Source organism: Yersinia intermedia (genome assembly GCF_900635455.1).
GTDB classification, from domain to species: Bacteria; Pseudomonadota; Gammaproteobacteria; order Enterobacterales; family Enterobacteriaceae; genus Yersinia; species Yersinia intermedia.
In genome coordinates this window covers 521,914-535,836 of the sequence record NZ_LR134116.1, presented here as the reverse complement: position 1 = coordinate 535,836, position 13,923 = coordinate 521,914, and the positions used below count along the sequence as shown (strand labels likewise).

Here is a 13,923-nt window from a genome sequence, read left to right as displayed (position 1 = left end):
TAATGGATAGAACGGGCAGCTCCCCCACGTTGCGCCAGCATAATTACGGTTTTAACGACGCCATATCGATCACGAAGCGGTATTTCACATCGCTTTTCAGCATCCGCTCATAGGCATCGTTGATATCCTGAATATTGATCATCTCTATATCTGATGCAATGCCGTGTTCAGCACAGAAATCGAGCATTTCCTGCGTTTCAGCAATGCCGCCAATACATGAACCCGCCACCGAACGCCGTGCCAGAATCAATGGCATGGTGTTTAACATCGGGCTAAGATCACCAAGGAAACCAACAAATACCAGTGTGCCATCCACATTCAGTGTCGGCATGTAGGGGTTGATATCATGGACATAAGGCACGGTATCGATAATCAGATCGAATTGCCCTTTGGTCGCGTCCATTTGTGCATTATCGGTGGATAACACAATATGGTGTGCGCCTAAACGGCGGGCATCGGCTTCTTTACTCGGTGAACGGGTAAAGAGCGTCACTTCAGCCCCTAATGCATTCGCCAGCTTTAATGCCATATGACCCAAACCACCCAGGCCAACGACTGCGACTTTGCTGCCTTTGCCCACTTTCCAATGGCGCAGCGGCGACCAGGTAGTAATACCGGCGCACAGTAGTGGCGCGGCAGCCTGCAAATCCAGACCAGCAGGCATTTTCAGCACAAAATCTTCAGAAGCTACAATGGATTGTGAGTAGCCACCGTAGGTTGGTGTATGGTCGTGGCGATCAACACCATTGTAAGTTTGCACATTGCCCTCTGCACAATACTGCTCCAGACCCTGTTGACAGGGTTGGCACACTCGGCAGGAGTCCACCATGCAGCCAATTCCGGCAAAATCACCCACCTTGAATTTCGTGACACTTTTCCCCACAGCCGTGACACGCCCAACCACTTCATGCCCAGGTACCAGCGGATAACTGCTGAACCCCCAGTCGTTACGCGCCTGATGCAGATCTGAGTGACAAACACCGCAATAGAGCACATCCATCACCACATCATCAGGACGCGGATCGCGACGGGTAAACTCAAGTGGGGCGAGGGGAACTTGTGCGGATTTGGCTGCATAACCGAGAACTTTTATCGTCATGATGTATCTCCGGTATCATAAACACTGTGATGTGAAGCTCGATAAACCGTAAAGAACGTCGAGAGTAGACAGTTTGAGTATAGGGAAAGTTGGTTTCAAGGAAATTGCTACCTAGAGAGTATAGGCCTGTAAAGTAGCAATCCTGCCTCTATTTTTGCGCTGATATTTAGCGAGAGAATTACAATCCAGTGAGCTTCTCCAAGGCTTCTGCACCAGCAACCAGGCAAGAGCGATTTGCGCGGGCGAACGACCCTTTTGGTGAGCGGCCTGCTGAATCAAGGTGATTGCACAAAAGTAGCAAATGTCCGAGCAGAGGATTAGATGGATAAATGCGCATGGCTATATGAATCTAACTCATAAATTTAACTATACTGGAACGCACAGACCGCTGAACAGGTAAGTAAGATTGATGTTAAAAGAGAATTTTAACGATTTAATTTCATTTCTTATGGTTGCCAGAGAACGAAGTTTCACCAAAGCGGCGGCAAAACTGGGGGTTTCACAATCGGCCTTAAGTCATTCCATTCGTGGGTTGGAAGAACGACTTGAGCTTCGCTTATTGACCCGCACGACTCGCAGCGTTGCCCCGACAGCAGCGGGCGAAAGACTGGCAAATAGTCTGGGGCCACGTTTTGCAGAAATTGAGAGTGAGCTGGATGCCTTAAGCGAAATGCGCGAGCGGCCTGCGGGGAATATTCGCATTACTGCAGGCGAACATGCCGTGGACTCGACCCTCTTGCCGGTACTGAAATCATTTCTCGCCGATTACCCTGACATCAATGTGGAAATTACGGTCGATAACACCTTAACCGACATTGTTAGCGGGCGTTTTGATGCTGGCATCCGCCTTGGAGAGCAGGTAGCAAAAGATATGATTGCGGTGCGCATTGGGCAGGACATGAGTATGGCTGTCGTTGGCTCGCCTTCATATTTAGCTAAATATGGCATACCCGTCACTCCGGCAGATCTGCAAAATCATCGTTGCATCAATATGCGCCTGCCGACAATGGGGGGTCTTTATGCATGGGAATTTGAAAAAGAGGGGTATGAGTTAAGAGTTCGCGTTGATGGGCAACTGACCTTTAACAGTTTGCGGCAACGCATTGATGCCGCCATCATGGGTTTTGGCCTGGCATTCGTACCAGAGGATGCGGTAAAAGCTGAGATTGCCAGTGGCAGCTTAGTCAGGGTACTGAAAGAGTGGTGCGAGCCTTTTCCCGGTTATTACCTTTACTACCCGAGCCGCCGGCAACATACCACCGCATTTTCGTTGTTCGTGGATGCCTTACGCTATCAGCGTTAAGATAAAACAGACATCCCGCAAACCATATCACACAAAACAAAAACCCCGCCGAAGCGGGGTTTTGTGGAATGAGTTGAATTGACTGGTAAGCCGCTTTCTTTTATGAAAAGCGTCGTGGACAGTCATTCCTCGCAAACCATATCGCACAAAACAAAAACCCCGCCGAAGCGGGATTTTGTGGAATGAGTGGAGTTGACCGGTAAGCCGCTTTCTTTTATGAAAAGCGTCGTGGACAGTCATTCCTCGCAAACCATATCGCACAAAACAAAAAACCCGCCGAAGCGGGATTTTGTGGAATGAGTGGAGTTGACCGGTAAGCCGGGTTCTGTCGTGGACAGTCATTCCTCTAGGCCAGCAATCGCTCACTGGCTCAAGCAGCCTACCCGGGTTCAGTACGGGCCGTACCATGTGAACCCCTATTTGGCCTTGCTCCGGGTGGAGTTTACCTTGCCACGAACTGTTGCCAGCCGCGCGGTGCGCTCTTACCGCACCCTTTCACCCTTACCTGATCCCACTTACGTGGGCCATCGGCGGTTTGCTCTCTGTTGCACTTGTCGTAGGCTTGCGCCTCCCAGGCGTTACCTGGCACCCTGCCCTATGGAGCCCGGACTTTCCTCCCCTTCACCTGTCTCCCCCGAAAGGGACGGCAGCGAAGCGGCGACTGTCTGGTCAACTCCGCGGCGGATTATAATCACATTACGGGTGAATGTCATCTTCCGCTTGCACTTGAGCGCCATCTTGCAGCTCAAGTGCGTACTTATAGAGCGCATTCTTTTTCACGCCGTGGATCTCTGCCGCTAACGCTGCGGCTTTTTTCAGCGGTAACTCTTTTTGCAATAATGCCAGAGTGCGTAATGCTACGGCCGGTAAAGCATCATCGGCTTGTACTTTATGTCCTTCGACAATCAAGACCATTTCACCTCTGCGGCGGGTTTCTTCTTCCTGAACCCAAGTCAACAACTCGCCAACCGGTGCACCGTGGATAGACTCCCAAGTTTTGGTTAATTCTCTGGCGAGTACCACATAGCGTTGTGGGCCAAGTACGGTTACCATGTCCTGTAAACTTTCCAACAAGCGATGCGTTGATTCGTAGAAGATCAGTGTTCGAGGTTCCTCAATCAGCGCTTGCAGAGTATCCTTACGTCCTTTGGTTTTCGCAGGCAGGAAGCCTTCGTAGCAAAAACGATCCGAGGCAATACCGGCGGCAGAAAGTGCAGTAATCGCCGCACAAGCGCCTGGGAGTGGCACCACTCTGATGCCCGCTTCACGGCAACGGCGTACTAAGTGGTAGCCCGGATCGTTGATAAGTGGCGTACCTGCATCTGAAACCAGGGCAATACTCTGGCCTGCTTGCAGTTTCGCCAGCAAATGATCGGCTTTTTGTTGTTCGTTATGGTCATGAAGTGCAAACAGGCGGGCGTTGATCGCAAAATGCTGTAATAACAACCCTGTATGGCGTGTATCTTCTGCCGCAATCAAATCAACGCCTTTCAGTACCTCTAACGCCCGGTGGGTAATATCCCCTAAATTACCGATTGGGGTGGGTACCACATAAAGCGTAGATGCAGAAATCACTGCTCGATCGTGTTGATTCATTGTTTCATCCGAATTACCGATTTAATATTGAGCATCTTGAAAAAAACATCACTGGATACAGTATGCTTTCCTCAACATTCGTTCGTTCCAAAGCAGGGCTTGTCCCTGTAGTTCTGGCCGCACTGATTCTGGCAGCCTGTTCAGGCAGAGCGCCACAGACGCCGCCACCCGCAAATATACAGGACGAAGCAAGCGCGAACTCTGATTATTATCTGCAACAGTTGCAACAGAGTGGTGATGATAACAAGGCTGACTGGCAATTACTCGCCATTCGTGCCCTGTTACGTGAAGGGAAAACGCCTCAGGCGGCAGAACAGCTCGGTACACTACCGGCTAATCTGAGCGATGCGCAACGTCAGGAACAACAATTACTGAGCGCAGAACTGCTGATCGCACAGAAAAATAACCCTGCGGCGGCTGATATTCTTGGCAAGTTGGATGCAACCCAGCTCTCAGCTAACCAACAAGTTCGTTTCTATCAGGCGCAAATTGCAGCCAATCAAGGCAAAGCCACCCTGCCACTGATTCGTGCGTTTATCGCTCAGGAACCGTTACTGAAAGATAAAGCCCATCAAGATAATATCGATGGCACCTGGCAATCACTGGCACAACTGACACCACAAGAATTGAACAATATTGTGATTAATGCAGATGAAAACGTGCTGCAAGGTTGGCTGGATTTACTGCGTGTGTATCAGGATAACAAGCAAGATCCCGAGCTACTGAAAGCCGGTATTAAAGACTGGCAGAACCGTTATCCTCAAAACCCGGCAGCGAAAACTCTGCCAACGGCATTAACGCAGATCAGTAACTTCAGCCAGGCATCCACGGCGAAAATTGCACTTTTGCTGCCACTTAGTGGCTCGGCACAGGTATTTGCCGATGCTATCCAGCAAGGTTTCACTGCCGCTCAGAATGGGTTACCGGTAGCAGCGCCTGCGGCTGCAACACCCGATACAGCAGCAACCACGCCAACCGATACCGCCGCAACGCCTGCTGAGGTAGCACCGGTGGCCCCTGTCGCTGCCAACAATGCACAGGTGAAGGTCTACGACACAACAACGCAGCCTATCGCGGCATTACTGGCACAGGCACAGCAGGATGGCGCGACTTTGGTTGTCGGCCCACTGCTTAAACCTGAAGTTGAACAACTGAAAGCCACAACAAGCACCTTAAATATCTTGGCGTTAAATCAGCCGGAGGCCAGCACTAACAGTCCCAACATCTGTTACTTTGCCTTATCGCCAGAAGATGAAGCCCGCGATGCGGCGCATCATTTGTGGAATCAGGAAAAAAGAATGCCATTGTTGCTGACCCCGCGCGGTACCTTTGGCGATCGTATCGCCAAAGCCTTCGCTGAAGAGTGGCAGAAACAGGGTGGGCAAACAGTATTGCAGCAAAACTTCGGTTCAACGGCTGAGCTGAAACAAGCTATCAACAGTGGTGCGGGTATCCGGCTAACTGGCCAGCCAGTGGCCGTTTCAGGCACGCCTGCTGCGGCACCGGCATCTGTCACCATTGCAGGTCTGACAATCCCGGCACCACCAGTAGATGCGCCCGTCGTTTCCACTTCCGCTGGTGGTAACATTGATGCAGTTTATATCATTGCAACTCCGGCTGAACTGACACTGATTAAACCGATGATTGATATGGCCACCAGCTCGCGTAGCAAACCGGCACTGTTTGCCAGTTCGCGTAGCTATCAAGCCGGTGCTGGCCCGGATTACCGTTTGGAGATGGAAGGCATTCAGTTTAGTGATATTCCATTGATGGCCGGTGCTAATCCGGCACTGATGCAACAGGCGTCGGCTAAATATGCCAACGACTATTCGCTGGTGCGCCTGTACGCCATGGGGATCGATGCGTGGACATTATCGAATCATTTTGCACAAATGCGCCAAATCCCTGGTTTCCAGGTCAGCGGTACAACCGGTGATTTAACGGCATCAGCCGATTGTGTTATCACTCGTAAGCTGCCTTGGCTGCAATACCGTCAAGGCATGGTAGTACCGGCGGCGTAACGTGATTCGGGTGACAAATCTGTCTGGAACAGATTTGAACGCTGCTTGCAGCGGCCTCGCAGAGGCGAGGCCCATGGACGGGCTGAGTAACGAATGTAGCTAACACCCCTGCAACTTCAAGGACGAAGGGAATATGAGCCAACGGGATACTGGCACACATTACGAAAATCAAGCCCGCTGCTATCTGGAGCGGGTTGGTTTAATTTTTCAGGCGGCCAATGTCACCTATCAAAGTGGTGAGATTGACCTTATCATGCGCGATGGGGAAACCTGGGTGTTTGTTGAGGTGCGCTTTAGGCGTAATGCCCTATTCGGCGGAGCCACCGCCAGTATCACTTACAGCAAGCAACAACGGTTACTCCGGGCGGCCGCCATTTGGCTGGCACAGCGAGGCGGCAGCTTTGCCACAACATCGTGCCGTTTTGATGTTTTTGCCATCACGGGTAGCCAGATAGAGTGGCTGCCTAACGCTTTCAATGCGGATTAACAATTTCTCCGGTTTACTACCGGGCTATGACCTAAGACGTTGGAGTTGCAGGTAGGCGGTAAGAGAACGACAAATTGGTTGTAAACCATTTTGAACGGCGCTCGCACTGGCCCACTGGCTGAGCCGAGTAACAAACATAGCCACCCCCTGCGGCCTCAAGTACCAAGGGCATATTAATTTTACTGAGTGGATTAAATCAACGTGCTGGATAGAATCAAAGGCTGCTTTACAGAAAGTATTCAAACCCAGATTGCCGCGGCAGAGGCTTTGCCTGATGCCATATCCCGTGCAGCAATGACGTTGGTTCAGTCACTGCTCAACGGCAATAAAATTCTCTGCTGCGGTAATGGGACTTCTGCGGCTAACGCGCAGCACTTTGCCGCCAGCATGATAAACCGTTTTGAAACAGAACGACCAAGTCTGCCTGCAATTGCGTTAAATGCTGATAATGTTGTTCTGACCGCTATTGCCAACGACCGTTTACATGATGAAGTCTATGCCAAACAGGTGCGGGCACTCGGTCATGCTGGTGATGTTTTGCTCGCGATTTCCACTCGTGGCAATAGCCGTGATATTGTGAAAGCGGTCGAAGCAGCGGTAACCCGTGATATGACCATCGTTGCCCTTACCGGTTACGATGGCGGTGAGCTGGCTGGCCTGTTGGGTCAGCAGGATGTTGAAATCCGTATACCTTCGCACCGCAGTGCACGCGTTCAAGAATTACACATGCTCACAGTGAATTGCTTGTGTGACTTAATTGATAACACTCTATTTCCTCATCAGGACGATTAAAGGAGCACGAATGAAGGTTGGTTATATTTTTGCCATGCTACTCAGCGCCCTGCTATTGCAAGGCTGTGTAGGTGCCGTAGTTGTAGGCAGCGCAGCCGTTGCAACTAAATCTGCCACAGACCCACGCTCTGTTGGCACTCAGGTAGACGATGGCACTCTTGAGGCCAGAGTCGTCAATGCGCTGAGCAAAGATCAGCAGATAAAAAGCCAGACACGCTTTGTGGTGACCGCTTATCAAGGGAAAGTTTTGCTGACCGGGCAGTCGCCAACCGCAGAGCTGTCTAACCGCGCCAAACAAATTGCCGCAGGTGTCGATGGCGCAACGGAAGTGTATAACGAGATGCGCATAGGCAAGCCAGTTGATCTGACTACCGCCTCAATGGATACCTGGATCACCACTAAAGTCCGCTCACAGTTACTGACCGCAGACTCGGTTAAATCATCGAATGTGAAAGTTACCACTGAGAATGGCGAAGTGTTCCTCTTGGGTCTGGTGACTCAGCAGGAAGGGCAATCAGCAGCACAGATTGCCAGCCAGGTTAGTGGCGTTAAGCATGTGACCACTGCGTTTACTATTGTAAAATAATCAATTAGTTAGAAAGAGCAATCCTATTATGGGCCGGGAGAAATCCAGGCCCATTTTTAGCTATCAAAAACATCAAGCCATTAATCTAAATCATTCGCCTGTATGAAGTCTTTCCCACCCAATTGCCGCATCTGGCGCAAAATCCACTGCTGGCGGGAAATAACATAACCTGATGGCGCATTCACCTTGAAACGTAGCGGATTTGGCAATACCGCTGCCAGTAGAGCCGCTTCTGAGGCACTCAATTTACTGGCGGGTTTATTGAAGAAATGGCGTGCAGCCGCTTCCACACCAAAAATACCCTCACCAAATTCGGCAATATTGAGATAAACCGTCAGAATACGGCGCTTGGTCCATATCAGTTCGATACCGGCGGTCAACCCCACTTCCAACCCTTTTCGCACCCAGCTACGCCCGTCCCAAAGAAACAGATTTTTCGCTGTCTGCTGTGACAAAGTCGACGCACCTCGGATACGATTTTGATTGCGCTGATTATGAGAAAGTGCCGATTCGATAGCACCCACATCAAATCCCCAATGTTCGGGGAACTTTTGATCCTCAGCCGCCATCACTGCCAGCGCCATGTAAGGCGAGATCTCATCCATCGGCACCCAGTCAGAGTGCGCTACATAGGAAAAATCACCGGTCAACCAGGCGCCCAGTTGCCTTTCGATCATCACCATAGAAAAAGGGACTGGCAAAAAAGCAAAAATCAAAATGCCCGCCAACCATAGCGCGACGATACCAATGACGCCCCGTTTTCCCCAATACCATAGCTGGTTTAATCCGTGCCTAACTAGCGTCATTCGGTTAAATCCAGCACCTTGGCTACCAACTTATCAATTCCTTTGGCCGCCTCAGAAATTGATGCTGCCAACATATAGGCTGGTGTGGTGACCACTTTATTCTCGGCATCGACCACCACGTCATCGGTAGGGCAAATAACATGCTCTCCACCCATAACTTCAATTGCATCAATAGTATCGGGATCGTTACCAATTGTCAGACGTATCGGTTTACCCAACAGTTTTGGCAGCATCACTGGCGCAATACACATAAAACCGATTGGTTTACCTGACTTATGCATTGATTGAATAAGTTTATATAAATCCGGGTCAATAACACATTCAGAGCCTTGCGTTGCAAAATCGCAGAGGTTCTTCGCGGCACCAAAACCACCGGGAACAATCAGGGCATCTAATTGCTCTGAATTAGCTAAAGAAAGAGGCTTGATCTGGCCGCGAGCAATACGCGCCGACTCCACTAACACATTTCGTTTCTCGGCCATTTCTTCGCCGGTAACATGATTAATAACATGCAGTTGTGGTTTATCGGGCGCGAAGAAGACAACACTTGCGCCCGCACGATCCAATGCCAGTATTGTTAAGACAGACTCATGTATCTCAGCACCGTCAAACACCCCACATCCACTAAGCACTACACCGACCGTTTTCATCACACCTCTCCTTTTCTTACTCTGTCAATCGCTTAACCCGTTCTAGTGACAAAGACGAATCTCTATCACAAATTTTAATGAATCTTGTAACAAGAGCGCTTACATTTGCTATGTTGTTGCTTGTATGATGTATGGAGAATTCCTACAACCTGCGAATTCACTCGAAATCGAAATAATATACCCTAAGTATTTCGAGTTACTGGAAGGCGGCAACTGAGCGAATCCCCAGAGGCTTACATAAGTAAGTGACTGGGGTGAGTGAAAACAGCCAACGCACATGTAACTTGAAGTATGTCGAGTATCGCAGGTTGACGATTTCCCTGGTGTTGGCGCAGTATTCGCGCACCCCGGCCTCGGTCGGGGTTATTTTTTTTCAGCTTCCGCTGCCCACTCACGTAACACCTGTACATCATTGCGCCATTCTAATTTTAATTCATCGACCCAATCTTGCACGTTGTCCCACCATGCTGGCAGTGTCGGTGTTTGGATCTGCTGTGCAAGCTGCTGGATATGGCGCAAACCAACAGAACCGGCAGCGCCTTTAATCTTATGCGCCTCTTCGGTAATACCCTTTTGGTCCCGTGCCGTCATGTTTGAGTCCAACACCGCCAAATAGCCGGGCATCATCTGTTCAAACATTTCCAGGCTTTGATGAATCAATTGTGGGCCAACCAAATCGATGTATTGCTCCAGCATTGCAGTATCAAGTAACGATTCATGGGTTTGCATCACTTTATGTTCCTGTTTTTTCGCCGAGGTTGAGGGCTTATGATCCCAAAATTGCTTAATCATGGCCGTGAGCGCTGGAACTGACAACGGCTTGCTCAGCACGTCATCCATCCCAGCATCTAAATATTCTTTTTTGTCTTTAAGTACGTTGGCGGTCAATGCTACCAGTGGCGGTAATGACTCTGCCCCATATTCCGCCCGAATTTGGCGAGCAATATCCAACCCGCTCATATCCGGCAACTGGATATCCAGCAGCACTAAATCAAAATCATCAGGTTTGAACATAGCCAGTGCATCATGGCCATTCATTGCCACCTCAACGCTGTTGCCTAATTTCTCCAATACCGAGCGCGCGACAATAACGTTCAGCTCAATATCTTCCACCAGCAATACATGCAGCGCAGGCAGAGGTATGTCATCACCTGATGGCAGGCTAGAGGCTTGCTGCACCGCAGGTGCTTTAATGGTCAAGATAAAGCATGAACCTTCCCCTTGGGTACTTTTCACCGTAATATCGCCACCCATGCTTTGCGCTAAGCGTTTAGACACCGCCAGACCAATGCCGGTACCGGTGGCCGGGCGGCCACCATTGCGATCTTTCACCTGATAATACATGGCGAAAATCTTATCCTGCTCATCTTCTGGGATACCCATGCCTGAATCTTCTACTTCAAAAATCAGGCGGTCACTCCCCTCACGCCGTACCCGCACCACAATTTTACCTTGCTGACTAAATTTCACGGCATTACCGATTAAGTTCCACAGAATCTGGCGCAAGCGGGTGCCATCGGTAATCACTTTCTCCGGCAACGGCAATTGCGGTTCCATAATGAACTTCAGCCCTTTTGGCTGCACTAACAGACCCGAAAGGTTCTCAAGATCTGCCATAAAACCTGTAAAATCAATTGGCTGATTATCAAGCTGGACTTTACGCCGTTCCAATTTATCCATCTCAATAATATCGTTGAAGATATTCCCAAGAGTGATAGCACTGACATGAATGGTTTTCAGATACTTTAGCTGTTCGCTGTCTAATTCGGTATCGAGCAGGATGCGGCTCAGGCCAACAATGCCATTAAGCGGCGTACGCAGCTCGTGGCTGATTGTTGAGATAAAGGTAGTCTTATCCCTGCTGGCGTTCTCCAGCGCGTCCTGATAGCGCTTACGCTCAGTTATATCGCGCCCAAACCCCATCAATCCGTGCCGTTTACCAACACGATCATAAAAGGGCACTTTACGCAGTTCAAAGCAGGCTTTACGGCCATCGGGATAAACCAGCCACTGCTCATAGGTAAGAGAAACGTTATGGCGGAAGACTTTCTCGTCGGTTTCCATCACTTTTTCGGCGATATCTGGCGCATAGACATCTTTGGGCGTCAACCCAACCAGCTGTTTCTCACTCTTGCCCGTCAACAGCTCCATCGCCCGGTTGCAGCCAGAGAATTCATTATCCTCATTGCGGTAGTAAACCAGATCTGGCGACGCATCCAAAAAGGATCGCAATAACGCTGACTGCTGCCCCAGCTCAACCTGCGCCTGCTCACGGTGGCCCATCTCTTCTTTTAGTTTATCAACCACTTGCAGGTGTGCTTTTTCTGCTTTTTCACGCTCAACAATTTCCTGATTGAGTTGAGCAATATTTTCGGTCAGTTGTTTATTGAGTTCTAAATCGCGATAACGCATCACTTCAAGTTTTTCAACCAGACGTGACAGGCGCTGGCGCGACTCTTCCAATTGCTCAACCACCACTGACAAGAAATAGACTGCCCAAGGCGTAATCAACAAACCAAAGAAAATGGAACGTACCAGATCGAGAGTTTCAACAGAGCCACTCAGCACCAACGTCACCGCCATCTGCACCACCATGGCCAGCAACACCAGCACAGAGGCCAGTAGCAGTGAGAAGCGAACCAGTCCTAACTTAACCATTAAATCAACGTAGTACTGGGCTAATACCCTGATTTGCTTCATAGCAACCCCTGTCAGTGTTTATCTGATAGATCATACCGCAAAACTGGCAAGAGATAAGATGGCTTGATTAGAAGTGTGCAAAAGATTGCAAATCACAATGAGAGATTGGGGGAACAATATTTTATACGGGCTAATCATAAGCGAACGGCAGATAACGTCATCAAGCCAAACCAAGGGGAAGTGTGTCGTTGGGGTCGTAGCGGCGTGCGCCGCCGGAGCGCCCCTGGACATACTAGCCCCGAGCAACTCGATCTTTTAGGCAACCTTTTTTCAAGCATGACTATACCCATCCCCAATGGCTGTCCCCTGCCCGCCATGGACAAGCATATAACTATTCAGCTCATTCATACCGGTCCAGCGATTCTCGCACCACAACGGGGCCAACAGCGTGGGCCTGCGCGCACTGGCAGAGATCCGATGATAGACAATCTGCGCTGGAGTGTGGCGGATCATTTCACCCGCAGTCACAACATATTGTTCCAACGCCAGTTCCGGCAACCGCCCTGCCCGCCATGCTTTTCCCATCGTGCTACCTTCCACGATATGGAGTGGATGCAGTTTTAACCCATCAACACCGGTTGCCACCACTTGTTCTAGCGTTGCCATGTTCTGTGACTTATCTTCGCCGGGTAAGCCGACAATCAAATGACAACATACTTTCAGCCCACGGGCACGGGCGCGGCGGGCTGTTTGCTGATAACAGGCGAAATCATGCCCACGGTTAATACGTTTGAGCGTTTTATCATTAGCGGTCTGTAGCCCCAACTCAAGCCAGACTTCATAACCTTGCTGGTGATAACCACTCAATAAATCCAAGACCGCATCCGGGACACAATCGGGCCGGGTTCCCACACACAAACCAACAATATCAGCTTCGGCTAAAGCCTGTTCATACATCACGGCTAACGCATTAACTTCTGCATAAGTACTGGTATAAGCCTGGAAGTAAGCCAGGTAACGTTTTGCCCGATTAGTTTTTTTTGCCTGTGCCGCTAGCTGCTGCGCAATACTTTGTTGCTGCATGTTCTCATCGGCAAATGAAGCGACCTGACAAAAGGTACAGCCTCCCCGGCCGAGTGTTCCATCACGATTAGGGCAGCTAAACCCGCCGTGCAGCGTGAGTTTATGCACTTTTTCACCGTAGCGGTGCTGTAAATCCGCACCAAACATATTGACTAATTTCTGCAACTGCATAATCTTGGCACTGCCTGTCAAAAAAGAGCTTAAGGCTACCCGCTAGCGATGCAATTCGCGATGACAGAGATCAACTCCCATGCCCTTGGGTGCAACTTCGCATAACCATTCATTATAAATGCAAATAAAATCACTTGACCGATGATTAAATTTTCTTATTTCCACCAACCTGTTAGCGCTTCTATTACAATTCAGTGAAAAATAGTTTTATAATCCAATAAATATTAATAATGCAGAACTTAATTCCAACATCCCCGTCAGCACTAGCATGGTGCAGAGATTTGTCGATTGCACTATAGTGAGACAGCTCACAATTTCGCGCCTATCTTATCGAGTATCCGATGGGTTAAAAGTGCTAATAAATATATATTTTTCATTGTGATAAACCCATTTATTACCTTAAAGATATATCTTAAGCCTATATTTGACCTGAGTATTCTTTCTCGCTAAGTTGGAGGTCCGCTGGAAGCTTTCTAGACGGGCAAACGTCTAGTCATAATTATGCAGTAATTTAAGACTCCCTCTTAAAACAAGTCTTATACCACTTGTGAGAACCGTCACAAGAGGCCATTGGCGGAGGGCGGAAAAGCAGATTTGTCGCGAAATACGCGGCTCTCAGCCCACCCCGTCTGATGTAACCATGTCCTTCTGGAGTCGGTTTGTGAGAGTCTCGCAGAGCCTGGGGAGGT

Annotated in this window: 11 protein-coding genes and 1 other RNA gene; 5 read left to right on the top strand and 7 right to left on the bottom strand. The window is 49.5% G+C overall.

All coding sequences use genetic code 11. From position 1 onward, the window contains the following. Positions 1-43: 43 nt before the first annotated feature. Complete coding sequence (locus EL015_RS02450; protein ID WP_005188374.1) at positions 44-1,099, bottom strand: NAD(P)-dependent alcohol dehydrogenase; 1,056 nt, start codon at positions 1,097-1,099, stop codon at positions 44-46. A gap of 409 nt (positions 1,100-1,508) precedes the next feature. On the opposite strand from EL015_RS02450, the gene EL015_RS02445 reads away from it, so the two are divergent. Continuing rightward, a complete protein-coding gene (locus EL015_RS02445) occupies positions 1,509-2,402 on the top strand; it encodes a LysR family transcriptional regulator (protein WP_005188377.1) in 894 nt (297 codons plus the stop codon). A 298-nt stretch (positions 2,403-2,700) separates the two neighbouring features. Here the strand turns inward: EL015_RS02445 and rnpB are convergent. Beyond that, positions 2,701-3,079: RNase P RNA component class A (gene rnpB / locus EL015_RS02440), an RNA gene on the bottom strand. Between the two features lie 19 nt (positions 3,080-3,098). Then, positions 3,099-3,998 carry a 16S rRNA (cytidine(1402)-2'-O)-methyltransferase gene (gene rsmI, locus EL015_RS02435; RefSeq protein WP_032906958.1) on the bottom strand — a complete coding sequence of 300 codons (900 nt, stop codon included), beginning with the start codon at positions 3,996-3,998 and terminating at the stop codon, positions 3,099-3,101. Between the two features lie 62 nt (positions 3,999-4,060). On the opposite strand from rsmI, the gene EL015_RS02430 reads away from it, so the two are divergent. The 4 genes from EL015_RS02430 (at position 4,061) to dolP (ending at position 7,884) form a co-directional block, all read left to right on the top strand. Continuing rightward, positions 4,061-6,019, top strand: coding sequence for a penicillin-binding protein activator (locus EL015_RS02430; protein WP_032906983.1), 1,959 nt, complete (start codon positions 4,061-4,063; stop codon positions 6,017-6,019). Between the two features lie 133 nt (positions 6,020-6,152). Further along, positions 6,153-6,506: a YraN family protein gene (locus tag EL015_RS02425; protein WP_005188387.1), complete on the top strand. Its 354-nt coding sequence runs from the start codon at positions 6,153-6,155 to the stop codon at positions 6,504-6,506. A gap of 201 nt (positions 6,507-6,707) precedes the next feature. Further along, complete coding sequence (gene diaA, locus EL015_RS02420) at positions 6,708-7,298, top strand: DnaA initiator-associating protein DiaA (protein ID WP_004710884.1); 591 nt, start codon at positions 6,708-6,710, stop codon at positions 7,296-7,298. 10 nt (positions 7,299-7,308) lie between these two features. Then, positions 7,309-7,884 carry a division/outer membrane stress-associated lipid-binding lipoprotein gene (dolP, locus tag EL015_RS02415; RefSeq protein ID WP_005188390.1) on the top strand — a complete coding sequence of 192 codons (576 nt, stop codon included), beginning with the start codon at positions 7,309-7,311 and terminating at the stop codon, positions 7,882-7,884. Between the two features lie 80 nt (positions 7,885-7,964). Here dolP and mtgA read toward each other — a convergent pair whose 3' ends face one another. From mtgA to mnmL, 4 genes are all read right to left on the bottom strand, one after another. Further along, positions 7,965-8,690, bottom strand: a complete 726-nt coding sequence (mtgA, locus tag EL015_RS02410) for a monofunctional biosynthetic peptidoglycan transglycosylase (protein WP_032906959.1) — start codon at positions 8,688-8,690, stop codon at positions 7,965-7,967. Continuing rightward, positions 8,687-9,340 (bottom strand): isoprenoid biosynthesis glyoxalase ElbB, encoded by a 654-nt coding sequence (elbB, locus tag EL015_RS02405; protein ID WP_005188393.1) that lies wholly within the window; start codon positions 9,338-9,340, stop codon positions 8,687-8,689. The genes mtgA and elbB overlap by 4 nt, the downstream gene beginning before the upstream one ends. 363 nt (positions 9,341-9,703) lie before the next feature. Next, positions 9,704-12,040, bottom strand: coding sequence for an aerobic respiration two-component sensor histidine kinase ArcB (gene arcB, locus EL015_RS02395; RefSeq protein WP_005188395.1), 2,337 nt, complete (start codon positions 12,038-12,040; stop codon positions 9,704-9,706). Between the two features lie 270 nt (positions 12,041-12,310). Beyond that, positions 12,311-13,234, bottom strand: a complete 924-nt coding sequence (gene mnmL, locus EL015_RS02390) for a tRNA modification radical SAM protein MnmL/YtqA (RefSeq protein ID WP_005188398.1) — start codon at positions 13,232-13,234, stop codon at positions 12,311-12,313. Positions 13,235-13,923: the final 689 nt, after the last annotated feature.